Origin of the sequence: Streptomyces sp. CA-106110, assembly GCF_050936285.1 — a bacterium.
Taxonomy (GTDB): Bacteria; Actinomycetota; Actinomycetes; order Streptomycetales; family Streptomycetaceae; genus Streptomyces.
Window position 1 is genome coordinate 12,349,073 of record NZ_JBNJNB010000001.1, and the last position, 23,489, is coordinate 12,372,561.

The 23,489-nt window shown below is 67.4% G+C and carries 23 protein-coding genes and 5 pseudogenes; 6 read left to right on the forward strand and 22 right to left on the reverse strand.

Annotation, left to right across the window (positions count from 1 at the left end):
- Positions 1–180: 180 nt before the first annotated feature.
- The 5 genes from ACQEXA_RS57280 to ACQEXA_RS57300 all read right to left on the reverse strand — a co-directional run bounded on the left by ACQEXA_RS57280 (position 181) and on the right by ACQEXA_RS57300 (position 3,059).
- Positions 181–474, reverse strand: coding sequence for a DUF6510 family protein (locus tag ACQEXA_RS57280; protein WP_432920214.1), 294 nt, complete (start codon positions 472–474; stop codon positions 181–183).
- A 1-nt stretch (position 475) separates the two neighbouring features.
- Positions 476–1,231, reverse strand: coding sequence for a ferredoxin reductase (locus tag ACQEXA_RS57285; protein WP_432920212.1), 756 nt, complete (start codon positions 1,229–1,231; stop codon positions 476–478).
- Positions 1,201–1,800 (reverse strand): sulfite oxidase-like oxidoreductase, encoded by a 600-nt coding sequence (locus tag ACQEXA_RS57290; RefSeq protein WP_359409816.1) that lies wholly within the window; start codon positions 1,798–1,800, stop codon positions 1,201–1,203. The genes ACQEXA_RS57285 and ACQEXA_RS57290 overlap by 31 nt, the downstream gene beginning before the upstream one ends.
- A 275-nt stretch (positions 1,801–2,075) precedes the next feature.
- Entirely contained in the window at positions 2,076–2,321 is a 246-nt protein-coding gene (locus tag ACQEXA_RS57295) for a DUF5709 domain-containing protein (RefSeq protein WP_432920210.1), read from the reverse strand.
- Between the two features lie 228 nt (positions 2,322–2,549).
- On the reverse strand, positions 2,550–3,059 hold the full coding sequence (locus tag ACQEXA_RS57300) for a hypothetical protein (protein WP_432920208.1): 510 nt from the start codon (positions 3,057–3,059) through the stop codon (positions 2,550–2,552).
- A gap of 1,457 nt (positions 3,060–4,516) precedes the next feature.
- Between ACQEXA_RS57300 and ACQEXA_RS57305 the strand changes: the two are divergent.
- Together ACQEXA_RS57305 and ACQEXA_RS57310 are read left to right on the forward strand one after the other, a co-directional pair.
- Positions 4,517–4,762: pseudogene (locus ACQEXA_RS57305) on the forward strand (zinc ribbon domain-containing protein); the annotation flags it as partial.
- Positions 4,763–5,527: 765 nt separating this feature from the next.
- Entirely contained in the window at positions 5,528–7,873 is a 2,346-nt protein-coding gene (locus tag ACQEXA_RS57310) for a glycoside hydrolase family 65 protein (protein ID WP_432920206.1), read from the forward strand.
- Between the two features lie 87 nt (positions 7,874–7,960).
- Here the strand turns inward: ACQEXA_RS57310 and ACQEXA_RS57315 are convergent, their stop codons facing one another.
- From ACQEXA_RS57315 to ACQEXA_RS57345, 7 genes and pseudogenes are all read right to left on the reverse strand, one after another.
- A complete protein-coding gene (locus tag ACQEXA_RS57315; RefSeq protein ID WP_432920204.1) occupies positions 7,961–8,347 on the reverse strand; it encodes a WhiB family transcriptional regulator in 387 nt (128 codons plus the stop codon).
- Positions 8,344–9,474: a transaldolase gene (tal, locus tag ACQEXA_RS57320; RefSeq protein ID WP_432920202.1), complete on the reverse strand. Its 1,131-nt coding sequence runs from the start codon at positions 9,472–9,474 to the stop codon at positions 8,344–8,346. Before tal ends, ACQEXA_RS57315 begins: the two co-directional genes overlap by 4 nt.
- Before the next feature lie 400 nt (positions 9,475–9,874).
- Positions 9,875–10,183, reverse strand: coding sequence for a DUF427 domain-containing protein (locus tag ACQEXA_RS57325; protein ID WP_359409832.1), 309 nt, complete (start codon positions 10,181–10,183; stop codon positions 9,875–9,877).
- Between the two features lie 738 nt (positions 10,184–10,921).
- On the reverse strand, positions 10,922–11,251 hold the full coding sequence (locus ACQEXA_RS57330; RefSeq protein WP_361826119.1) for a hypothetical protein: 330 nt from the start codon (positions 11,249–11,251) through the stop codon (positions 10,922–10,924).
- Positions 11,252–11,538: 287 nt separating this feature from the next.
- Entirely contained in the window at positions 11,539–12,009 is a 471-nt protein-coding gene (gene msrB / locus ACQEXA_RS57335) for a peptide-methionine (R)-S-oxide reductase MsrB (RefSeq protein ID WP_359409836.1), read from the reverse strand.
- Between the two features lie 786 nt (positions 12,010–12,795).
- Positions 12,796–13,119: pseudogene (locus tag ACQEXA_RS57340) on the reverse strand (hypothetical protein); the annotation flags it as partial.
- Positions 13,120–13,172: 53 nt separating this feature from the next.
- Positions 13,173–13,661, reverse strand: a complete 489-nt coding sequence (locus ACQEXA_RS57345) for a DUF417 family protein (RefSeq protein ID WP_432920196.1) — start codon at positions 13,659–13,661, stop codon at positions 13,173–13,175.
- 508 nt (positions 13,662–14,169) lie between these two features.
- Here ACQEXA_RS57345 and ACQEXA_RS57350 point away from each other — a divergent pair.
- Positions 14,170–14,509: pseudogene (locus ACQEXA_RS57350) on the forward strand (transposase); the annotation flags it as partial.
- 580 nt (positions 14,510–15,089) lie between these two features.
- Here the strand turns inward: ACQEXA_RS57350 and ACQEXA_RS57355 are convergent.
- The 9 genes and pseudogenes from ACQEXA_RS57355 to ACQEXA_RS57395 all read right to left on the reverse strand — a co-directional run bounded on the left by ACQEXA_RS57355 (position 15,090) and on the right by ACQEXA_RS57395 (position 20,387).
- Positions 15,090–15,335 (reverse strand): type II toxin-antitoxin system RelE family toxin, encoded by a 246-nt coding sequence (locus tag ACQEXA_RS57355; RefSeq protein WP_359412085.1) that lies wholly within the window; start codon positions 15,333–15,335, stop codon positions 15,090–15,092.
- Entirely contained in the window at positions 15,332–15,592 is a 261-nt protein-coding gene (locus ACQEXA_RS57360; protein ID WP_359412087.1) for a type II toxin-antitoxin system Phd/YefM family antitoxin, read from the reverse strand. Before ACQEXA_RS57360 ends, ACQEXA_RS57355 begins: the two co-directional genes overlap by 4 nt.
- 82 nt (positions 15,593–15,674) lie before the next feature.
- Positions 15,675–16,025 carry a hypothetical protein gene (locus ACQEXA_RS57365; RefSeq protein ID WP_432920193.1) on the reverse strand — a complete coding sequence of 117 codons (351 nt, stop codon included), beginning with the start codon at positions 16,023–16,025 and terminating at the stop codon, positions 15,675–15,677.
- A gap of 191 nt (positions 16,026–16,216) precedes the next feature.
- Positions 16,217–16,425 (reverse strand): annotated as a pseudogene (locus ACQEXA_RS57370) (IS5/IS1182 family transposase); the annotation flags it as partial.
- 75 nt (positions 16,426–16,500) lie between these two features.
- Positions 16,501–16,653 carry a hypothetical protein gene (locus ACQEXA_RS57375; protein WP_432920192.1) on the reverse strand — a complete coding sequence of 51 codons (153 nt, stop codon included), beginning with the start codon at positions 16,651–16,653 and terminating at the stop codon, positions 16,501–16,503.
- Complete coding sequence (locus tag ACQEXA_RS57380) at positions 16,650–16,790, reverse strand: hypothetical protein (protein ID WP_433134330.1); 141 nt, start codon at positions 16,788–16,790, stop codon at positions 16,650–16,652. Before ACQEXA_RS57380 ends, ACQEXA_RS57375 begins: the two co-directional genes overlap by 4 nt.
- Positions 16,791–17,066: 276 nt before the next feature.
- Positions 17,067–17,684, reverse strand: coding sequence for a mycothiol-dependent nitroreductase Rv2466c family protein (locus tag ACQEXA_RS57385; RefSeq protein WP_433128076.1), 618 nt, complete (start codon positions 17,682–17,684; stop codon positions 17,067–17,069).
- 366 nt (positions 17,685–18,050) lie between these two features.
- The gene (locus ACQEXA_RS57390) at positions 18,051–19,865 is read right to left on the reverse strand and encodes a S8 family serine peptidase (protein WP_433128074.1); all 1,815 of its coding nucleotides are present in this window, start codon (positions 19,863–19,865) and stop codon (positions 18,051–18,053) included.
- 60 nt (positions 19,866–19,925) lie between these two features.
- Positions 19,926–20,387, reverse strand: coding sequence for a hypothetical protein (locus ACQEXA_RS57395; protein WP_432920186.1), 462 nt, complete (start codon positions 20,385–20,387; stop codon positions 19,926–19,928).
- Positions 20,388–21,128: 741 nt separating this feature from the next.
- On the opposite strand from ACQEXA_RS57395, the gene ACQEXA_RS57400 reads away from it, so the two are divergent.
- Complete coding sequence (locus ACQEXA_RS57400; RefSeq protein ID WP_432920182.1) at positions 21,129–22,067, forward strand: cupin domain-containing protein; 939 nt, start codon at positions 21,129–21,131, stop codon at positions 22,065–22,067.
- A gap of 732 nt (positions 22,068–22,799) precedes the next feature.
- On the opposite strand, the gene ACQEXA_RS57405 is transcribed toward ACQEXA_RS57400, so the two are convergent.
- On the reverse strand, positions 22,800–23,006 hold the full coding sequence (locus ACQEXA_RS57405) for a hypothetical protein (RefSeq protein ID WP_432940014.1): 207 nt from the start codon (positions 23,004–23,006) through the stop codon (positions 22,800–22,802).
- On the opposite strand from ACQEXA_RS57405, the pseudogene ACQEXA_RS57410 reads away from it, so the two are divergent.
- A pseudogene (locus tag ACQEXA_RS57410) lies at positions 22,951–23,073 on the forward strand (carboxymuconolactone decarboxylase family protein); the annotation flags it as partial. The gene ACQEXA_RS57405 and the pseudogene ACQEXA_RS57410 overlap by 56 nt on opposite strands.
- Entirely contained in the window at positions 23,070–23,384 is a 315-nt protein-coding gene (locus ACQEXA_RS57415; RefSeq protein WP_432940012.1) for a hypothetical protein, read from the forward strand. The pseudogene ACQEXA_RS57410 and the gene ACQEXA_RS57415, both read left to right, overlap by 4 nt.
- Positions 23,385–23,489 lie beyond the last annotated feature (105 nt).

Sequence of the window (23,489 nt, forward strand, 5' to 3'; positions counted from 1 at the left end):
CTCGTTTCCGGTGCGCACGGCCGCAGTTCCGCGCATTCTGCTTGATCCCCGAGACCAGACCGCGAGTCCAGGGATGTCCATCTGCCGGCCATCACGTAGTCGTGATGGCCGTCCTCGTCGTCGGGGTCGGAAGGGTCTGCCAGATAGCGCGGGTCCGCCTCGAAGCCAGCCCGGAGCGCCTCATTCCGCCTCCAGGGGGATTGACAGGGCCACGGTGCCGCGCATGTCGACCCAGACTGCCTCTTTCGTACGCACGATCCGCAGGACGACCTCGCTGCAGCGCTGACACCGGGCCACGAGCCCCGGCGCGTCTGCGTAGACGTGGAGGAGTGCTACAGGTCCTGTGGATCCGCAATGGGCGCATTGGCTTGTCGCGACGGTCACGTCGGCCACGAAGACTTCGGACAAAGGGCCCGCCAGCACGTTGCCGTCCACGTAGCCGGCATCCGCTACGCCCTGCTCTGCAGGAATCATGTCAACCTCCACTGCCGCCGAAGCGTTCGGTGCGGATGCGTCCCGGGTCGTGCCCGAGCAGCACGAGGTAAGCCGCGACCTTCTCGACGAACGCTGTGGGTCCGCAGACGTAGCAGGTCGGTTCGAAATCCGGCGGCCAGCTGTGCTGGACCAGGTCCTCCGGGGTGATACGTCCAGGCGGCCTGGGCGCTCCCGGAGGAGCCTCACGGGTGTGGATAAGGGCCGTGTCCAGACCCGGTGAGCCGCCGCGCAGTTCGGGCACGTACAGCTGCTCGGCGGGTGTTCGCAGGGAGTACACGAGCCGGAAGGGCGTGCGGCTGCCGGTCGCAGCGCGGGAGCGGATCATACACATGAGCGGGACGAGCCCTGAGCCACCGGCAACCAGCAAAACCGGCTCGGTCTGCTCCGGGCTCCACACGAACCACCCTCCGACGGGCCCCCGCAGCTCCAACTGGTCACCGGGCATCAGCTCATCTGCCAGGTAAGGCGACACCTCTCCTCCGGGTGTGCGCTGAATCGTGAGGTCCACGCGGGCGCCGTCCGCCACCGAGGCGATCGAGTAGCTCCGCTGAGTGCTGTAGCCGTCCTCTGCGGTCAACCGCACGTCCACGTGCTGCCCTGCCAGGTGTCCGGGCCAGCCCAAGACCTCCAGGGACAGCGTGCGGGCCGAAGCGGACTCCTCACGTCGGCTGGTCACGTCGGCCACCCTCCAGCGGAGGCGGTCGCCTAGTCTCCCCTGTACCGCTGTTCTCGCCATGGGTCTCCATAGTTGTGATAGCCGGCGCTCTCCCAGAACCCCGGCTCGTCCGTTTCGCGAAGCTCGATCCTGCGGACCCATTTCGCGGACTTCCACAGGTAGAGGTGCGGCACGAGCAGCCTGGCCGGTCCGCCGTGCTCGGGTGCAAGAGGGTGACCGTCGTAGGCGAACACGATCCACGCCCGACCGTCGAGCAGATCCGTCAGGGGCACGTTGGTGGTGTAGCCGCCGTACGAGGACACGAGGACGTGTTCGGCCTCCGTCCGTACATCTGCCAGCAGAACGTCGAGGGACACGCCTTGCCACTGGGTATTGAACTTAGACCACTTGGTCACGCAGTGCAGGTCGACCGTCGGGGACTCCACCGGAAGCGCATTCAGGGCGGGCCAGTCCCAGGTGTGCTGAGTGCCGGACTCCGAGACCACGGTCAGTTCCCAATCGTCGATCGGTACACGGGGCGTGGGCCCAGCCGCCAGCACGGGAAAGCCCGTCGTCTCGTACTGCCCGGGTGGCAGCTTCCCTTGCGAAGGAGAGCGCCGCCCGTGGAATCCTCGCGAAATGATCGGCATGTTCGCCATCCTCGGTGTTCAGCGTGGATACTCTGTGACTGCTTCTTCGTAGAGAGCGTTGAAACTGCCTGCCTCGCTACCTCTGCCGCCGTCAGTTGCCCCATCAGGCCGTCCATGACTCCCCACACTGCCGAGCGATGACAGTGCGCCCCATACCCTTCGGGGCGAAATACCCGTCCTATCACCCAGTCGGCCGTGCGCCTGCCCCGCTCGAACGGCACCGTCCGGGGGCAGCAGCCCGAACGTGTCGGCTCCGAACGGCTCTGGGCCGCGACTCACTCGTCGTCCCTGGTGTCTGCAACTACGTGTACGGCCGCCTCTTGCGCAGAAGCCGCACCGCCGTCAGGACCGACATCTCGAGCCCAGTAGTCGTCGCCGTCGTAGCTGGCGCCAACGACATTGGTGTCCCAGCCCAAGCGGCGTCCCGCACACTCGTCGCCGACTTGGTCGTCGATGCGCTCTCCGTCGGTGTCGGCCGTGTCTCCCGTCGCCCTCCGGGGCAAACCCTTCCGGCAGCTCACCCCTCAGGCGGTGGGTGAGGTCTTCGTGCGAAGAGCCCTCGCCGGCGCAGCTGCATGACCTACTCTGCGTCGGTCACGCGTCCGCTGACCGGCAGCACGGTCACCTGCCTGACACCTTTCCCACACACCCAGGTTCAGCCCGACTTTCGGTGAGAATACCTCCCAAACCTCCACGATGCATTGTGTACTCCTGTTAGCGAGATGCCTACCTCCGCATGCATTGGTTGCTTAAGGACCGCACCTGACGGGACCGCCTACCCAGTACATGCGGACCGCAAAGCCGTAGGTGCGGCGGATCGTGTCGTCGATATCCACGTAGGCCACCTGGTCGGCGCCGGGCAGCAGCGGGGTGTGCGCGGCCAGGTGGGGCAGGAACCGGCGGGCCACCGCGTGCAGTTGCTTCACGTGTCCGTGACTGAAGGAGCGCAGGAACGAGCCCAGCGTGGACGGCGCCCGCACCCCGCTGAACAGCCGCGGCAGCCCACCGTGCCGCAGCCGGTCCATGTCATCGATGCTGTCCGACCCGGCGACCATGCCACCGACCAGCGACATCAGCTTCGCCGCGGGGAAGGCCCCGGTGCCGTCCTTCGAGGCCGGCAGCCGGACGTGCTCGTCGACGAGTGCGGGCAGTGCGCACCGCTCGGCCAGCCGTACCACCGGGGCCAGCCCGCCGTAGCCGACCAGATTCGGATCATCAAACCGTGCGGAGACCCTCGCCGCGGCATGGGAAGATTGCATCTCGGAAGTGCCTTGCCGATCGTGCGTGCTGGAAGCCTGAAGAACTCCCATCATCGCAGGTCACAAGGCACTTCCTCGTTTCTGGAGAAGCTATCCACAGGCATCAAGCCGGTGGATCCGGGCTGAGCAGTCGTGAGGGACTGATCCGGCATGCGGGGCGGTGCTGCCGCGTCGGCTGGCTGACCGAACGAGGTTAAATTTGATGAATGGTATGAATTCACGAGTGATTAACCCGACGAGCATTGATCTTGAGGAGTTTCTTACTTCATTGTTCGGGCCCAAAGGGGACGCTGTCAGGCGCGCCTCGTTTTCCTCAGCGGTGGGGCGGGCTCACCCGGCCAGCAATCCGGCCCACCACCCTGGCACGGCCAAACTTCCGGACCACCGCCGTGCCACTCGATGAGGTCCGATTCGGCCACGTCCAACTCATCCCAACCCACCAGCCCGATGCATTGCAGGAAAACGGTCAGGTCGTGCAACGAATTGGCCGTGCCCAGGGTCTCGTCACCGACGCGTACACTGCGGCCGCCAGATCCGCCGGGTGCCTCGACGGTTAGGGGACGCTCGACCATGACTTCAGCGTCTCCCAGGCAGATCCGGACCGCATTCCGAGGCGTGCTCTTTAGGTAGACGGAGCTCCTACCTGGCCGATGTTGCCGACGCCCCTCGGCCAGGCTTTCAGGCGATGCCGACACTGCCAGGGAAAGCCCCACACATGCATACCGGAGAGATTCGGCGGGAGGTGCCCGTGTTCTATTGCGTGCTTAAGTACGTTCTCCTGGGGCCCTTGCTGCGTTACGCGCTGCGGCGGTTCGGTGTCGGCGTGCACGCACTGCCGTGCCGATGCCGTGCCCGGCTTCATGGAGTAGGCCGCCGGGTGCCGAGTGCGGCAGCCGGAGGGTGATCACGTCGAACTTCCCATCAAATTAACGCAAAAACGTCTTGACTTAGAAAATATGCGGTGCATTGTGGTTATTAGGTCACAACACCGAAAGAGTTTACAAAGTCGATGAGGCGCCTGATCGACGGAGTGACTTGGACAGGATGTGGGTTAGGCCCCCGGCAAGCCGGCGCGATACCGAGGCGACAGTGACGACTGAAGTTTCAGGACACGCGCAGCACTACCGGGGACTGTTTTTTCCTCGCAGCCTTCGCGCGGGCCGGGCGTCCGATGCGAAGGCTGCGGCACGCCAACTCTCCCAGCGGGACCGAACGGCACCAGGAGCCTCCTCGCGCAGGCGAGACCCGCTCATTGACCACGCCGGGGCACGTCGTCGGGGTCCTGTCCGGGAGGACCGGCACGCGGGGCGGCGCGAAGGCAGGAGCACGGCCAGCTCGCTTGATCGCTCACGCACCAATCACGCGTGAATTGCGATCTGCGGGCAGCCCCGCCGCAGCCACACGTGCAGTGCCCCCGGTGTCGAAGACGGGACGGCCGGCCGTGTAACCACGGATGTGGCACGGCGCATGGGCGGTCTCGGCTGGTGCATCCCGCGCACACCACGATGGAGTGCGCAGACTGCGGAGCGAGAACCAAGCACGCGCTGCCTCTCTGGGAACGAACGTATACCTGCACGCGATGCGGAGCCGTGCGCCCTCGGGACAAGAATTCCGCGTTCGTGATGCTGGTCCGGGCGGGTTGGTGCCCGGCAGGTGCTGAGGGCGTAAGACCTTCCGGGCCGCTGGCCCGGAAGGCTGCCTGAGCCTGGAATCCCCACACACGCCCAAAGGCGCCCCGCAAGGGGCGTCCGGCCGCAAGGCCGGACGGGAATCCCCCCGCCTTCGGGCGGGGGAGCCTTCAAGAGTCATGTCCTCCTGGCCGTTCATGGCCCACCCTGCCGAGTCCAAGAGGTTGCGCTTGTACACAGCCACTGGCGCCAGGCAACCACGAGGGCGGCTGTCCGACATCCTGTGCCCAGGGGCGAGCGCCCTGTCCCCGGATGGCTGCAGCGGGCCGGAACGGGGTAGAACGTCAAGGGTGATAAAACGCAATCTTCCGGACGATGTGCAGTGTGTTTTTGGGATGTGGACTGTGTGCTGGCAAAGGCCGCAGTCCTTCGCGTCACCGCATGGAAGGAAGCCCCCGACGACTTCTGCAGTAAGCGGCGGGACCCACCTTCCGTCGCTTCGACGTGCTTCTGTGGGCAGCGCGTCGACGGGTGCCCGCACTGGCGGGTGCGCCCGTGCACGGCCTCAGGCGGGAACGTGTTGCCGGGGAGCACGAGCGGACGTACTAGGGCTGATTTCTCCTCCAGTGCCAGTGCCAGTGCCAGTGCCGCGGGATTCTGATCTCCACGGGCAATGGAGGCGGCTTCCGCGCGGATCGACACTGCGATCGCCGCCGGGCGCGGTCGAAGCGGCGCCGGGGCCGTGGTGCGCTTCGGTCGCAGTAGGCCAGGCGGGCGCCTGCGCTGGCCCGGTGCCGACATCGTGGTGAAGGGCTTCTCCGAGTCGTTGAAAGGCCGCACATGATCAGCCACCCCGCTTACGCCATCGAGCCGTGGTGTCTGCGCGAGAGCGAGCTCCGCCTGGAGGGCCTCGCCCAGAGCGAATCCGTCTTCACGCTGTCCAACGGTCATGTCGGCTGGCGCGGCAACCTTGATGAGGGCGAGCCGCACGGCTTGCCTGGCACGTACCTCAACGGTGTGCACGAGCTCCACCCGCTGCCCTACGCGGAAGCCGGCTACGGATACCCGGAGTCCGGGCAGGTGGTGATCAATGTTACCAACGGTAAGCTGATCCGCCTGCTGGTCGATGACGAACCGTTCGACTTGCGCTACGGACGGTTGCGGTCGCACGAGCGCACTCTCGATCTGCGCAGTGGACTGCTTCACCGCGTCTGCGAGTGGACCTCACCGGTCGGCAAGACGGTCCGGGTGCGCTCCACCAGACTGGTCTCCTTCACCCAACGGGCCATTGCCGCGGTCGCCTACGAAGTGGAACCGGTGGACGCCCAAACGAACCTCGTCATCCAGTCGGAACTCGTCGCCAACGAGCAACTGCCCACGCGGACCGGCGATCCCCGTGCCTCCGCCGCCATCGAGTCCTGCCTTCAGCCCGAAGAACACACTGCCTGCGACACGCGGCTACGCCTGGTGCACCGCACAGCCCGCACCAATTTGCGTGTCGCTGCCGCTGCCGACCACGTGCTGCACGGTCCGGACTCGACCCGAGCCTGGAGCGAGAGCAGCGACGACGTGGGACGCCTGACCGTCACCACGCTCCTCAGCCCGGGACAGACCTTTCGCCTCGAGAAATTCGTCGCGTACGGCTGGTCCGGGTTCCGCTCATTGCCAGCGGTCCGGGATCAAGTGGAGGCCGCTCTCGCCCGTGTGCGCAGCATCGGCTGGCAAGGGCTGGTGGACCAGCAGCGAGACTTTCTCGACGACTTCTGGCGGCATGTCGACGTCGAGGTCGACGGTGATGCCGAGATCCAGCAGGCAGTACGGTTTGCGCTCTTCCACGTGCTGCAGTCCGCCCGCCGGGCCGAGCAGCGGGCGATCCCGGCCAAAGGCCTTACCGGTTCCGGATATGACGGCCACTCCTTCTGGGACACGGAGACCTACGTCCTGCCGGTCCTCACCTACACCTCGCCGAACTGCGTCGCTGAGGCCTTGTGCTGGCGGCAGCACACCCTGCCCGCGGCACGCGACCGCGCTCGCCAGTTCGGACTGCGCGGGGCGGCCTTCCCCTGGCGGACGATCGATGGAGCAGAGTGTTCCGGATACTGGCCGGCAGGCACTGCCGCCTTCCACATCAACGCCGACATCGCGGCCGCCGTCGTGCGCTACGTCTGGGCCACGGGCGATGCGGACTTCGAACGCGAGACCGGTTTGGAACTGCTGGTGGAGACCGCCCGGCTGTGGCGCTCCCTCGGCCACCACGACCCTGGTGGCCACTTCCACATCGATGGTGTCACCGGTCCCGACGAATACAGCGCGGTAGCCAACGACAACGCCTATACCAACCTCATGGCCCGGGCGAACCTGCAGGCCGCCGCCGAGGCCGCTGAACGCCACCCCGCGCAATCTGCTGCGCTCGGCGTCGACGAGGAGGAGACCGCCAGTTGGCGTGACGCGGCCAAGGCGATGGCTGTGCCCTACAACCGCGCGCTTCGCGTCCACGAGCAGGCGGAGGGGTACACCGGCCTCGACGTGTGGGACTTCGCGGGCACACGCCCCGAGCAGTACCCCCTGTTGCTGCACTTCCCCTACTTCGACCTGTACCGAAAACAAGTGGTCAAACAAGCAGACCTGGTCCTGGCGATGTACCTGTGCGGTGATGCCTTCGAAGAAGAACAGAAGGCACGGAACTTCGCCTACTACGAACCGCTGACCGTCCGGGACTCCTCACTGTCGGCCTGTATCCAATGCGTCATGGCCGCCGAAGTCGGCCACTTGAGTCTGGCTTATGACTACCTGGGGGAGGCCGCCCTGGTGGACCTCGCGGACCTTGCGAAAAATACCTGCGACGGCCTGCACATTGCTTCCCTCGCAGGCGTTTGGATCGGACTGGTTGCCGGCTTCGGCGGGATGCGCGACCACGGAGAGGTCCTGCACTTCGCTCCCAGCCTGCCTGAAAGGCTCAACCGACTTTCGTTCTCGCTTGACTTCAGGCAACGCTGCTTGCGGATCGATCTCACCGGCTCGCAGGTGACTTATACGTTGCTGGAGGGCGAACCCCTTCAGATCAGCCACCGCGGGGAGGTCATAGTCTTGTCCAAAGAAGCGGTGCAGACCCGATCTGTCGAGCCGCCCACAGCCCGATCCGAACCCGCCCAACCACCTGGACGACGGCCGGGACCACGTCGCTGACGCCATCCACACCCGCCGCTCCCGAGACGGCCGCCCGGCCGCTTCCCTGAACCCGGATCCACAGGCATCAAGCCGGTGGATCCGGGCTCAGGCTTCAGGCCGGGAGCTGGACCGTTTCCGGGTTCTGAGGCGTATTCTGCTGCGGGCCAGGACCAATTCTTCCTCGTCCATTCCGCCCCAGATTCCGTACTGCTGTGCTGTGGCGAGAGCCCAACTGGCGCACTGTTGGCGGACAGGACACGGCTTGCACACGGCCTTCGCTTCGTCGGCCTGACGCCGGCCGGGGCACTTCGGGCTTACGGGGAAGAACAGTTCGGTGACGAGATCCCGGCAGGCCGCGCTTTCGAGCCATGTCGGAATGCCGCTGCCGTCTCCCTGGACGCGGTTTACCCTGCCCTCCCGGGAGGAGGGAACAGCGTGCGGGAGGTGCGGCAGCCCCCGGGAATCGGGGTGTTCCGGAGGGGCGTTTCTCATTGCCGCGTGTGCAGCCTGTGTGTGCCGGTTTCGAGCTGGGCCGCGGTCGCTGTGAGAAGGCTGTCCCAGGACTCCTGGAACTTTGCCACGCCCTCGTCCTCCAACTGCTGGACGACTTCGGTGTAGGGGATCCCCAGGCGCTCGATCGCTTCGAGGTCGGCCCGGGCCTCGTCGTATGTGCTGCGGACGTCGCCGCCTGCGGCCAGCCCCTGTGCCTCGACGGCGAGCAGCGTTGCCTCGGGCATGGTGTTCACTGTGTCGGGGGCGATCAGCCCGGCGACGTACTTGGTGGCCTCGTACGCGCTGTCCTTGACGCCTGTGGAGGCCCACAGCGGGCGCTGTTTGTTCGCCCGCGAACGGTGCAGGCGGTTCCAGCGCTCACTGGAGAAGACCTCCTCGAAGGCTTCGTAGGCCAGGCGGGCGTTGGCGACGGCGGCCCTGCCCCGGAGGGCTCTGGCTTCCGGCGTGTCGAGGGCGTCGAGGCGCCTGTCGACCTCCGTGTCCATGCGGGAGACGAAGAACGATGCGACCGAGGAAATCTGCGACAAGTCGCGCCCAGCGGCACGGGCTTTCTCGAGGCCCGTCAAATAGGCGTCAGCAACCTGCCGGTAGCGTGCCAGCGAGAAGATCAGGGTCACGTTGACACTGATGCCCTGGGCGATGGTCTCGGCGATGGCGGGCAGGCCCGCCTTGGTTGCAGGGATCTTGATGTATGTGTTCGGGCGGTCTACGAGCCAGGCCAGGTGACGTGCCTCGGCGATCGTCGCCGTGGTGTCGTGAGCCATGTGGGGGTCGACCTCGATGGAGACGCGACCGTCCTGGCCGGCGGAGGACGCGAGGAAAGTGGGGCGAAGGATGTCGGCGGCATCGCGTACATCCGACGCGGTGATGGTGCGGACCGCCTCCTCGGCTGACACTCCGCGAACCGCGAGCTCGGACATCCGGGCCCCGTATTCCGCTCCGTGCGATATTGCGTCCCCGAAGATCGTCGGGTTCGTCGTGACGCCCACCACGTGCCGGCTGCTGATCAGCTCCGCCAGGCTGCCCGAGATGATCCGCTCGCGCGACAGGGTGTCCAGCCACACGGACACACCAGCGTCCGAGAGATCCTTCAACGCGCTCGTCATGTTTCCCGCACCTTCCAGGGGTGGTGAGGCGAGCCGTGCAGACCGCCCGAGCGTGCCCACGTCTGCGCAGTGGCGGCCCTGGCGGTGTGCCCTACGCCCACCAGACCATCCCTACGCCGACCCGGGCTGGACCGCCAGTCGGGACGCTCCGCCTGTGTCCACGGCGGTCCCGCCTGCAGCTGGGAGTACGGCGACGCTCAGAGGGCGCGCTTTCGTCCGCCCTGAACCTGTCTGCTGGCCCGCTTGGGCGGGGTGCCGGAGGGACATGTCCTGGGCACGGGCGCTGTTCCGTTGCATCTCATGGCCGACGAGTCGCACTGGCGCAGGCGACGGGGCGTGACGGTGCGACTGCGCAGCGCGGGTGCGGTGCCAGGAGCATCCGGTGTGTCTGTACGTGAGATCAGCCGTGGCTGTCTACGGTTACGAAGGGGCTGAAGGCAACGAAGTCGGAGAAGTCTCGCCCGACGCGCTTCACGGCGCTGGCGAGAGGGGCGGGGTAGCTCCAACCCACATCGTCCACGACCTTCCCGTCGATGACAGCGTTGAAGTACTGGCTGCGTCCCTTCCAGGGACACACGTAGGGGGTCTCACTTTCGCTGAGGAGTTCGTGCGCCACTGTGCCCGGAGGAAAGTACACGTTCCCCTCGATCATGACGATCTCGTCGTCGGACGCCTCGGCCAGCACTCGGCCCTGGATGGTCGCTCTCATAACGCTCTCTCTCCTCGTCGGGCACCGCCGCGGCGTCGGCGGCAGCGGGGCGCCTCGTTCTGTGCGGGACAGCCGGCCGCGCCGGCACTGCCCCGAGACGGGTCAGCGACCGACTCAAGCCCGGGTCTTTAGCGCTGTGGACGGTCGAGTTCTTACGCGGCCGGGCCTTTTCTCTGGGGGACCACCGCCTGTCTGACTGCTGGGAGGCGCCGCCCAGCTCCGGCACGGGACTGCCGACGGCTGTCATCTCGCCGACACATCGACGGAACGGGGTACTGGGGCACCCAGCGCGGAACGCGGAATGGACCGGCACCTCATCGGCGGAACGGACGATGGTGCCTCTTGTTGGGTTCCCCACGACGGGACACGGCTCTCCTGAATCGTATGCCCGGCTGTCGGCAACCGCTGAATTTGGGTTCTGGATCACTTTTGGTGCTGAGTTGGCGAGAGGCCACTGTCCGTACTGGCAGCAGCCCGTCACCCGGCCAGGCGGAGGCGCTTGCGCAGGAGGTCGAGACCGGCCTGATCGACCGAGAGCGCCCTGGGGGGCGGGACCAGGGGCTATTGACACGTCCCTACGGTGAGAGAGGCCTCTCCCGCGGATGGCACGCCATCGCCGTCGGGGCGGCAAGAACGGTCATCCCTTCCGCTCGGTGTTGCCGGCCACGACCGGAAGGCGGGGCCGCTGGAAGCTGGCGGGCCACCGCTCGGGTTTGCCACATCAAGCGGAACCTGGGGCTATTGGAAACGGCCGTCGAAGCAGGTACCGCTCCTCAGGTCGGAGAACCGCAGGCCGACGACTGCTCCCCCTTCCACCACCCAGCGCAGATCGTAGGACGCTTGGTAGGAGGGCGGCCAGAAGGAGCAGAAGCGCCCATTCTCGTCGACGGACCAGGTGCCCTCCGTCTGGCGTCTTGTCTCGAAGTATGACGTGCTCCCATCGGGTTGGAAGATCTGGGTCGTGCCATCGCCGTAGGCCAGGCGGCCTGCGGTGACAGCGGTGGGGATCTGCTCAGGCGGCACGATGGCGCCGTCTTCTGGGTGCAGGCTGTCGATGTTCCTGGTCACTGTGCGGTCCTTCTTCCGGGCCCGAAGGTTCCGTTGCTCGTGAGGTCCGGCGGGCGTCTTATGGCTCAGCGCTGCGGAAGATGACCCTATTGGAGGGGGTCTGCTCTATTGTCTTGGCTGCCTCCGCTCCGTGGAGGTGACTCGACCCCTTGGGTTCCGCAGCACATGAGCGTTTTCCGTACTGCTGTACACGGGTATCGGCTGGGGCCCTGCTGGGCCCCGAGCCGCATGACGGTGCGCCGAGCCACCATGCCGTTCGGGCTCCGGGGCCTTGCCCTGGTCGCCGGTCATCGGCTCTCGGCGGTGTCCTCTTCCGTCGTCTCGAAGACGCTCAGGTACTGGCCGTACCCCTCCTGCTCCAGATCCTCCAGGGGGACGAAGCGCAGCGAGGCGGAGTTGATGCAGTACCGCAGTCCTCCGCGGTCGCTGGGCCCGTCCGGGAACAGGTGCCCGAGGTGGCTGTCCCCTTGAGCCGACCGTACTTCGACACGGACCATGCCGTGGCTGGTATCGGGCCTCTCGACGACGTGGCCGGACTCCAGAGGCCTCGTGAAGCTGGGCCAGCCGGTCCTGCTGTCGTACTTGTCGACCGAGGCGAAGAGGGGCTCCCCGGACACGATGTCCACATAGATACCGGGTGCCTTGTTGTCCCAGTAGGCGTTGGAGAACGAGGGCTCCGTCTCGTCCCGCTGGGTCACACGGTACTGCCGGTCGGTGAGCTGTGAGATGCGCTGTTGGCTCTTGCTGTACTCCGGCATGCCTACCTCCCAGACGGTGCTGGAGTGTCTCTTCTACCCTATTCGCGTCATGCATCGCCCGGACTCTTACCGCGTGGCAGAGGGGTGCTGGGGCCGAGGGCGAGGGCCTGCCCAGGGCGCGGTGCACGGGCGGACCGTTGAAGTGGTGGTCAGAGGCGGCCGCCCGACGCGAGCCCGGCTGCCTCCCCCCACAGCCGGGACGGGAGAACGAGGAAGGGCCGCTCAAGCTGCCCCCATCGCTCGTGCCCGGCCCGTAGCGGCGACGCTGTTGCAGGTCGCCCTCGACAGGCCGGGCACGGATGTGGACGCGTGCTTCCAGGCGGCAGGGATCGTGCTGGCGCCGTCGCGTCCAGCGACGGCCGACTGGTCGTCGCGCGCACCGCGTCCTGACCACCTGGCGGTCTGGGCTTTCGCGAGTGACGTCGCCGTCGTCGGCACCGCGTGGGCCCTTGTGCAGTGCCAACGGGACACATGGGGTCCAGGAGAGGGCGTCTAGCTCGGGACGGTGCTGATCGTCAGGGAGATGGTCACCAACGCTATCCGCCACGCCTCGACGCCCGCTACCTTCAGAGCGCGGTCGAGTTCGCGCTGACCCGTGACGACGGGCTCGTGCGGTCGGTTTCTGTGCCGAAGGCCGAGCGCCGATGGGCGGCCTCGGCGGCCGGCCGCCTTGACGACGCCTTGTGTAACTTCCTCGCAGAACGCGGGACGAAGCAGGTCACTCTGGCAGGGGTGACGGCTCTGACCAACGCAGTGGTGGTCCTCCGCTTCACTGTCGAGGCCGTCCTACGACTCTGGCAGTGTGCCGATCGTGCCTCTGGGCAGTGCCGGCCCAGCTCGTGGGTCACCGTCACCAGACGCCGACGTCTCACGTAGGCGCCCGGCGACGGCCGGCCCCTTTTCGAAGCGGGCGCCGGAGCGGACCAGGGCGACGAGGTGGGGTGCGGTGACCGCCCGCCAGCGAGCCTGGGCGGCCTCGGCCAGCTTGAACACCATCGCCAGGGCAGCGGCCGGGCTGCCGACGCCCCGGGTGACCTTCGTCCGCAGCTTCGCCGTGGAGAACGTCGACTCGATCGGGTTCGTGGTCTGGAGATGAATCCAGTGCTGGGCCACCGGCAAGTCAGGGGGTCAATGGACGTCGGTGGCGTCACGGGCGGAGCCACTCACGGCTGGGGAGCCGTGACAGGCCATGGTCGTCGGCTTCTGCTCAGCGACTCCGCGGCGGTGATCAGGGAAGCGCCCAGCAGCACCACGTCCTTGATCAGAAATTGGCCGGCCGGCGAGAGCTTCGGCTCTCGGACCCGCTGGTGCCACGCCTCCGGAGTGCTGATCAGGAAACTGAGCGTGACGGTGAACATCCCGGCCGCGAGTAGGCTGCCAGCCGCCGAGACTCTGGGCGCCCACCGTCCGGTGGAGATCATCCCGGCGATCGTGATCTCAGTGATCCCGATTGCTCTGGCCAGTCTCGTCTCTCCGAGCCTTCTCAACGGCCGTCGCAGCAGTGGGCTCGAGACGACCACAGGACGGATGTTCTCCACCTCGTAATCCTCGAACTTGAGCCGTCCGATGCTGGCGAGGTTCAGCGCGAGTCCGAATCGGCTCGCCGTGATCCCTCCGGAGTGCAACCCAGCGATAGCTGTGTGCGCGGCCATGGCTTCTCCTGTCTTCGCACAATGGCTGCCCCGACGGCCGGTCCGTGGTGGCGTCTGCGCTTCCCGGCGCAGCCGCAGGCCCGAGGCGGACTCTGCCCGCGTATCGTGTGTGCACCGGCCTCAACCCGTGTCCCTCAACTCGACCGAGCGGGAGGGACGTTTCCTTGGCACTTCTCCCATCATGTCAAGGGCCTGCGCCGCCGGCATCTCAGGGTCGGCCTGCGGCTGCAGCGCATCACGGTCCCCCGAGGGGCAGGACGCCGGGCCCAGCGTCCCAGCGCCGGCTTCGCCCGGGGCGCTGGTCGCGCCGACAGGCTTGGGCCGTGGTCTCCACACACAAGACACGGTGAGGCACCCGACTGCGTCAAAGGGCAGCTTCGTGGCACGGCGGCCGGCTTCGGCTCGTGTCCGCGCGGCAATGGTGTGGTGCCCGAATGGAGCTGGCCGGACACGCTCTACGTGAGCGCTCGCCCACAGCGATTGTCCCCTACCCCCGTCCCCTACCCCCGCGATCGGCACGCTCGTGGAGCGCACCACACGTTTCACGATGCTGCTACATCTGCCCCGGATGGAGGGCTTCGGCACTGAACCACGCACCAAGAACGGGCCCGCCCTGGCCGGCCGGGGCGCCGAGGCCGTTGAAGGACGCGATCACCACGACGATTACCACGCTGCCCGAGCAACTGCGCAGGTCACTGACCTGGGACCGCGGCACGGAACTGGCCCAGCACGCCCAACTCCGCATCGACGCCGGGTTCCAGGTCTACTTCGCCGACCCGCACAGCCCCTGGCAGCGCGGGGCCTGCCAGGGTGATCTGATCCGGCGCGATCTGCCAGATGTCGCGGACGCTGGTGTCGCTCAGTGTTTCCTCGCCCCGGCCGAACAACGCCGGGCGCGCCACCGCGATCAGCTTCTTCGCCTGTGGCGCGCGCAGTGGAAGACTCACCGGCCCGACACCGGCCCCCGCGAGCCCGAGCATATGCGCGGGTGCCTTGACCTGGGCGCTGAAGGCACCTGCCTGCTACGACCCGCAGAGCACTTCGGCCAGCCGTTCCCTCGCACTCCCCGCCGCGCGTGCTCTCCCAGCCTTATCCGGTGCGCCGCCCTCAGCCCGATCCTACGGCTCGCTGAGACCGCAGACGGCCGGGCCGCAGGGGCCCGCGTCAGGTGAGCTCCCGGCTCCGGGGTGCGGCCAGGATGTGATCACCGCTGATGCTTCCGGCCTGACCGCGTTGTTCGACTTCGACAAGGAATGCAAGCGCGGCGCCGAGCTCACCCGCAGCGCCCTGCTGCACGCACGCATGACCCCGTCTGGCAACACGCTGAACACCACCCTGGGCGCTTCTTCCGTCTGGTCCCGGTCGGGGATATGTCCGCGAACACGGATGGGGGCGGCCTCGTGCAGAGGTCGCCCCCATCCGTCGTATTCAGCGCAGACGGCCGAGGTGAATCACGCTGACGCGGACCTGCTGGTCGCTGATCTCGTACATCACGCGGTAGCGGCCGACGTGGATGCGTAGCACGTCGGCGCTGCCGAACGCGCCCTCGGGGCGCGGGTCGTCGGCGAGGCGGTCGACGGCGGTGAACACTTGCCGCACGCCCCGAGGGTCGTCCTTGGCGAACCGCTCGGCCTGAGCGAGAGCCTCGGGCTCCCAGATGACTTCGTAGCTCACGCCTCATCTCCGCCGAATACGCGGCGGTACGCCTCGGCCTGCGGGACTCCAGCGTTCTCGCCCTGCGCCTGGCGCGCGCGGTAGGCGGCCAGGGCCCGCATCTCCTGTAGTTCGAGGGCATCGGCGGGGCTGACCAGTATGGCGATGGTCTGGCCGTGGTCGGTGATGGCGACCGGTTCACGGGTGGCGCTGACCTCGCGCGCGATGGCGCCCAGCCGGGCGCGAGCTTCCACGATTGAGTAGGTCGTCTCCGTCATGAACACCACCTTACACAAGTGTGCACATCGGCAGCACACCGACTCTTTCGCGGTGAGCTGGTCTCTCCTCTGCTGTGGGTAATCAGACCAAGATTCTCGTGTCTTTCATATCCGCAAAGACCGCTGCTCTCGGGTCCGATCGACGGCGGCGTGATTGCGGCGCTCCGCTCTGGTGAACTGAGCCCGGCCCCCGAGCCGGTAGGGCCGTCAGGCCGGGACGGCGGTCAGGGCACGATGTAGCCGGCGGCGCGCCGTCGGTGACCACATCACCGCGCAGCGAGGTGGCGGTGTCGGCGGACTGCAGCGCGTACGCCGTGATCATGGCGCCGGAGTCGATGAGGTCGTCGGCGTGGCGCTTGCTCGCCGCCTGCTGGTCCAGGGTGTAGTCGCCGGCCGCGGCGTTGTCGAAGATGAGGATCGCGTACTGGGCCATCACGGGTCTTTCTGGCTGTGTGTCTGGTCGGTACGCCTCTACGTCGGACGGGCGACGCGCATTCGACAGGCTTACCCGAAGTTTTCCAGATGCCCCGGGCCGGCTCCCGGTACCTCGGCCGCTGAGGGGCGTCGGTCCTGGCATGACGACGTTCGTCCCGACGTTCCTCAACCCCCAGAACCGGGGCACGGCTATGTGCGCAGCCAGATCATGAGCGCCGCCGCGGTGACGCTGCCCAGGAAGACGTAGCCGCGCTTGTCATACCGCGTGGCCACGGCCCGGAGCTCCTCAGCGCGTTGATCGCCTTCTCGACTTCGTTCCTTCGCCTGTAGATCGTCTTGCCGAAGCCGACGGGGCGGCCGCCATTGCTGCCGCCAGCTTGGCGTTCGGCCCGCTGGTTGTTCGTCGTTCCCTTCGGGCCTGATGCCGCGGTCTTACGGTGTCCCGCTCGCGCCCGCGGCCCGGTGAGCTGTGGTCAGGGTGTCAAGGTGCGGCGGGCGGCGAGGTGCTCGGCGGCCTGTCGGCACCGGGCGTGCAGGTAGAGGGCCGCCGACCCTGTCTCGACGTCGCGTTTGACGTAGTTTTGGCCGGGCTTGATCCACCACTCGCAGCAGCGTGCGCGGATCATCGGCGGCACTTCCTGACGAGGCGGTACTGGCCTTGCCCCCTCTCGCACCGGCCGGCCTCGTCCGCACCGCCGGTGCACGTCGTGTAGGGGGCGAACAGGCCGTGGCGGGCGTGGTTGGCGACGGGTGTGGCAGGCACGCGCGAACCACCGTATAGGCGTGGTGGAGCCGCGTAGGGAGCTCCTGTGCTCGCCGAGGCCGGGGTGGCTCTCGCCGGTGAGGCTTTCGCCGCCGTGACATACACATTTGGCTGAGCGTTGTTGACTCTCGGTCAGGGTGTGGCGCGGGGGAGCGTGGAAGCGGCCGGTACGTCGGGCGGGTTTGGGCAACGGGCTCTTCCCACCCCTGAGCGCCCTGTGGCAGGGCGTCCTCGACGCGGGGGGCGTGGGTTGGAGTCTGGCCGCGCCGGACCCGTTCAGTCGAACGAAAGCCCTCCGGTCCTGGTTCGCTTGAGTTCGAAGAAGTCGGGGTGGGCGGCCAGTACCCGGAAGCTGTCGAAGAGTTGTGCGGCCTTGGCGCCTCGTGGGATGGCTCGTAGCACGGGACCGAACCATACGGCGCCGTCGACGTGCAGGGTGGGTGTGCCGACATAGCCGCCCGAGTCGGGTTCGGCGCCTGTGTCGTGGCTGCGGCGTACGGCCTCGTCGTACGCCGGATCGTGCGCGGCGGCGGCGAGGTCGGCCGCAAGTCCGAGTTCGGCGAGGGATTGGGCCACCACCTGGTCGAAGTCCTCTATTTTGCGCTCGTGGATTCGGGTGCCGAACGCGGTGTACAGGTCCCGCAGCACCTTGTCGCCGTGCCGCTGGGCGGCGGCCGCCGCGACCCGCACCGGGCCGATCGACTTGTCCACCAACTCTCTGTACCACCCGGGGAGTTCGTTCCCGGTGTTGTGCAGGTACAGGCTCATCGCATGGAAGCGGAGGTCGAGCGGGCGCTCGCGTTCGACCTCCAGCAGCCAGCGGGAGGTGATCCAGGCGAAGGGGCAGGCGGGGTCGAAGTAGAAGTCGACACGGGTGGGTGCGGTGTTCGTCATGTCCGTCACGCTAGTCGCGCAGTGGTCTGCCGGCTTGGGCCATTGAGCGGCGATGTCATTGGTCCATTTCGGCTGGCGCCGTCTGGCGTGGGTCGCATCCGCTCGCCGCCGGCGCGCTCTCGAAGAGAGGGGCGTCGACGGGGCGGCGCCCGGGGCGGCGCATCCGTCGTAGGGGCGGAAGGGATCGCCGTGCGTCTTGGCCACGGCGTGGGGGGAGTCGATTGCTCTGGTTTTTGTCGGTGGGTGGGCGGCGGCTTTTCTCGGCCCCTGACAAAGTCCTGTGGTTCCTCCGGATGGCCTGCAGGCCGAACGGCACCCGTTTTCTGGAGGCGGGTGCCGTTCCGTGTGCTTGGCCCGGGTGGGGATCTACCCGGCGATGGACAGGACGTAGGGTGCCAGGGCCGAGGGGAGTTGTACTCCGGGGACCAGCCACAGGGCGACGAGGGCGTCGGGTAGGCCGCGGCCGACGCGTGCCGCCTCCACCGTGCCCAGGGCGGCGAGTTGTCGGCAGCTGGCGGCGATGATCTCGAACAGGTGCTGGACCCGGCCGGGGCCACGGGGCAGCAGTTGTCCGTGGAAGTCTTCGTGGTGGGCGAGAACGAGGGCGGCCAGGCCCACGATGTGGGCCGAGGCGGTGCCGGTGCCGTCGAGGGCCGCGTAGCCGCCGTGCGGTGCGCAGGACAGGACCGCCACACCGGGTGCGGCGGCGTCGACTCCGGGGCCGTGGCAGCTGAACGGTGCGACGAAGAGGCCTTCCGGTGTCAGCTGGGGCCCGGTATGGGTGGCTTGGGAGGTGTCGGGCGGGTAGGAGCCGTAGGTGCCCAGCGCGCCCACGGTGAAGACGGTGGGTAGCGAGCCCGGGAAGGTGACCGGTCCGCCGGTGTCGCCGGCGGGGGCGACGCAGGCGATGCCCACGGCGCCGGCGTCGGCGAGTTTGCGGGAGACCAGTGCCGAGGGGTATGGGGTGGCCACCGCGATGTGGGCGATGTCGATCTCGCGGTCGATGCAGTGGTCCAGGGCGGCGATCAGGTCGCTGAAGTGGCCGTCGGGCAGCACTTTGCAGACGTCGATCTCGGCGTCGACCGCGATGCCGATGACGCCCTTGCCGGTGTCCGCCCCGGCGATGACGCCCGCCGCATGCGTACCGGTGCCCACCTCGTCCTTCGCCCAGCCCTCGTCCGTGCCGTGCACGAGATCGGTCCCGGAACGCACCCGTTGCTTCAGATCGGGGTGCTCGGCGCTGACGCCGGAGCCGATGAGCGCGATCTTGACGCCGAAGGCGCGGAAGGTGGGGGGCAGCCGGTCCAGCCGCATGGCCTGCTGGCCCCAGCCGTACTGCTGGCGCTGTTCCAGTTCCGGGTACACCTTGGCGAGCGGGGTGAGGGTGACGACGTTCTCTTGGGTCGCCGACAGGTCGGGGTGGTGGATCCAGCGGTCCGTGTAGCCGTCCTTGGGCCGGATGTAGAGGGACTGGACGGAGTGTTCGGATTCCGTCGCCAGGGTGATGGTGGCCGTCCCGTCGGCCCCGGTGATGCCCTGGGCCGGCCAGGTCGAGCCGATCAGGAACACCCCGGCGCCCGCCAGCGGTTCGCCGCCGGGGCCGCAGACGCGCAATGTGATGTCCACGGGGTGTTCCAGGGGCATGACCAGCCCCGGATCACGCAGCGGCACGGCTGCGGCGGTCGGCGTGGCGATCGGCCCGGCCGCGGACAGCGGCAGGTCCGGTTCGATGTGCACATGCAGCGATCGCATCGCCGGCACCTGGGCCTCGGCCGCCTCGACGACCGCGATCTCCGGGCAGGAGGGCTGCAGTCCGCTCGACTGGAGTTTTTCCGAGGGCCGGAGCCTGCGGATCACTTTGACCTCGGGCATCCGCTCGAGGCGGTCGCAGACCGCGTCCATGCTCAGTTCGGGCACTCCCAGGGGGAGCAGATGCTGCGGCAGCGGTGTCACCATGTACCGCTGTCGGCGCGGCCGCACCGTGAACGGTGACGGTGCGCCCTCCTTGCGTTCTCCCGCTTCCTTCCCCTCGGGTCCCGGCCCACCCGCCGCCGCGCCCCCGGACTCGCTCTCGCGATTGTTCCCGGGCCTTTCCTTGACCATCACGTCCACCTTCACCACGCCTACGTCTACGTCGTCCTTGTGCTCCTGGTCCGGGGACGGGCGGCTCGCGCTTTTCACGGTGATGCGGTGTGCCCGGGACGACCCTCCGGGCACACCGCACAGGGAGCCGCCCGGGCGTCAGCCGATACCGAAGGGCTGACCCAGCTGCCCGAAACCGAAGCCGGGCTGCTGGAACTGCGGGAACGGCTGGCCGAACTGCTGCTGGCCGTAGCCGCCGCCCCACTGGCCCTGCTGGCCCTGCTGGCCCTGCTGGCTTTGTTGGACCAGCGTCAGGATCGCGGTCGGCAGCGCCTGCTGCACGGACTGCTCCACAGCGTTCCGCACGCCCTCGCGCAGCGTGTGCTGCAGGGCGACAGCCAGGTACGGGTGCGCCTGGTGGGCCAAGCCCTGTTGCTGCAGCTGCTGCTGGACCTGCTGGATCTGCTGCAGCGTCTGCTGCATGCGCTGCGCGACCTGCTGGCTGGCCTGCTGGCACGCCTGCTGGATCGCCTGCTGGACCACCTGCGAGAGCTGCTGCTGCGGCGCCCCGATCTGCTGGCCGATCTGCTGCTGGGGTGGTGTACCGGTCATCACCGACATGAATGCTCCATTCGACGCCAGGGGAAGCCGACATAAGGGGATTATCTCGGCTTTTTCAGGACTCCTCCGCCCGTGTTGAAGCTAAGGTGACGTCACCTGGCCCGCAATCGGGCGAGCCGCTCAGGGGGAGGAATACCCCCGATTGGATCCGGCGCTGGTGCGGCAGTACGACAAGACGCAGTCCCAATGCGGGGGCCGGTACATCATCCGCCCGGTTCAGGCCGCTGATCAGCGATCAGCTGTCCGCGGCCCGTTACTGCCGGGGCCCTTGCCTTGGCATGATGATCAGCCGTGCTGTTGCGCCTGGCCTCCCTCGCCGTCACCAGCACGTTCTCTCTGATACGCCTGCTGCCGATGAGTGGACGTGAGAAGGAGATCGAGATCCTGGTGCTCCGGCACCAGGATCTCGATCCTGCAACGCCAGGCAGCAAAGCCGGTGTTCACGCCGGGCGACCGGTTTCTGGTCGCCGGACTGCTCCATCACCTGCCGTTGGGCAAGGTTCGACGACTTCGGCTGCTGGAGCGCCCGGACACCATCCTGCGCCGGCAGCGCACCGTCCTGGGGCGCGGTCATGCCGTTGCCTGTGCGCCACGGCGGCGTGGACGTGGGCCGGGCCCGTCACACCCCCGAGGTGACGGCCCGGTTGTGTTCAGTGCACGCCTGCTTTCCCTTGAGGCAATCCGACATAAGTGATACAAGTGAGCTAACAAAATAAATTTTTTAGCCTGAAAGTTTCAACAATGGACGCAGTGAGCTATCTGCTGCGCATGGCACGTCTCCGGGCCAGCCTTGATAAGCGCTGTTTGTTGGGCGAGTCCACGCGCATGGATGTCGCTCGGTACCACCAGCTGGAGGCACCTTTCCATGTGCTGTTGGAGGGCGAGTGCCAACTGCACGTCGGGGCCACTGTGCTCGATATGCGACCGGGAGATGTCGCCCTGATTCCCAGTGGCGCCCCCCATCGAGTGATCGTCCCCGGGCCGGGCCCGAAGCAGGGTATAGCCGAGGTCGCCGGCGATGCGTTTGTAACTACGCGCAGCGAAGGTGGAGGAGACGCAGTCATCGACCTCTTCTGCGGTCACTACACGGTCGACGCCGGCGCCGGGGAGATGCTGTTCCGCAGCCTCCCCGAGCCGATCCACGTCTCCTTCGGGCAGTCGGCCGACAGCGATGAGGTCCTGCGCATGATGAGCGCCCTGATGCGAGGGGAGGCTCAGCGTGAAGGCAGGGGAACCGCGGCGATCCTCTCGGCACTCTGCACGGCGCTGCTCGCGATGATGCTGCGATCCTCGCCGGGCGCCATCACGGCAAACACCTTGTGGACCGCAGCGGCCGATGAACGAATCGCGGAGGCCATCGACTCCGTCCTGAGCGACCCGGCAGCGGACTGGACAATCGATCGGCTTAGTCGCGAGACGGCGATGTCGCGCGCGACCTTCCTGCGCCGCTTCGGGAAGGCAACCGGAATGACCGTGGGGCGCTTCCTCGCCCAAGCTCGATTGATGACTGCAGCCGAACTTCTGAGTTCCACAGACGCCACGGTCGCCGCGATCGCTCTCCGAGTCGGTTACCAGTCGGAGTCCGCCTTTTCGCGCGCCTTCCGTGCCCAGATCGGCACGACGCCGGCGAAGTTCCGACGGGGCCAGCAGCAGCGAGATCGCGTAGCAGGGCCGCAGTAGCGCCCCTGCGGAGGCCAGACATCGCGGCTGACCCATGCGCCTGGCCGAACAGCTTCCCGAGCCCGTTCGCGCCCAGTGCTCGCATACGCGCGATCGGATGTCATGTTGCTCTTCCCTTCACGCCTGCGAGATAGAGACCTACACCCGGCGAGTTCCCTGATCCACTCCACGCCTTGAGTGCGCCTCCCCCGAGCAGAGCAGCGGACATCGGACCCAGGGCCCGACGAGGACCGAAGGACCCGCGCGAGGCCCAGGCCTTCGGGAGACGCCTCTGCGGCGTCGAGCGCACAAGAGCCGCAGGAACCCTCGTCGGCCACCATGCCGGCGAAGTCGCCCCAGCCGGCGCCTCGGCTGTCCGCCAGTTCCAGCGCTGTACCAGACGAAGCACTCACCGCGTGCGCGAGTCAGCTCTTGCGACCGACAACCGGTGGTGCTCAACTGCCGCCCAGAACTGGTTCTTCCGGTGGGTGGGGGAGTCCGGACAGCGCAGTGCAGCTGCGCTGTGGTCGAGCCGCTTCAATCAGGGCGGACTTGGTTGCCGAGCCCGTTCAGGTCGCCGCGCTCTGGGTCGGTGGCGGCCTCAGCCCGCTGGCGAGGTAGGTGCGGGGGAGCAGTCCCCGCTCCGTCTTCTCAGGCCCTTTCACCCGAAGCCCACAGCGCATCGGTGAGACTCTGAGGCCGAAATCGGATCTGATATGAGCTGGCCGTGTCATCTGGTAAGGCGCAGACTCGTCAATGGAAGCGAAAGCTCCCCCAGACGAAAAGGAGCCCACCATGACCGAGCTCGCCCGCATCGAGCACACCGCCGCCACCGGTGAGGTCGCCGAGCTGTACAACCACATTGCGGAAGACCATCGGGGCCGTTCCGAACATGACGAAGCACATGGCAAACAGCCCCGCCGTCCTGAAGGCATGGCTCGAGCTGTCCGGGGCTCTCAACCAGGGCACCTTGCCTGCACCTGTCCGCCAGCGCCTGGCCCTGAGCACCGCTGAATACAACCGATGCAGCTACTGCCTGTCCGCCCACACCTTCCTCGCGAAGAACACAAGCTGGACCAGACCGAGATCGACCGAGCCCGCGACGCCGCCTCCAACGACGCCCACGTGGACGCGATCCTCAGGCTGTCCGACGCGATCCTCCGCGGCCGCGGCTCGGTTGCCAAGCAGGACATCGACGACGCTCGCAACGCTGGTGTCACCGATGCGGAGATCGCTGAGATCATCGCCAACATCGCTCTCAACGTTCTGACCAACTACTTCAACGTCTTCGTGGGCCCCGAGAACGAGTACCCCGAACTCGTCACCCCCCGCAGCTGACGCAACTGTCAGGTCCTCCTCCTGACAGTCTGGGTGCTAACGGCGAGTTCCGGGGCCGCCAGTGGCACCAGACCCACGCTCTGAGTGCCGCCGCCAGCAAGGATC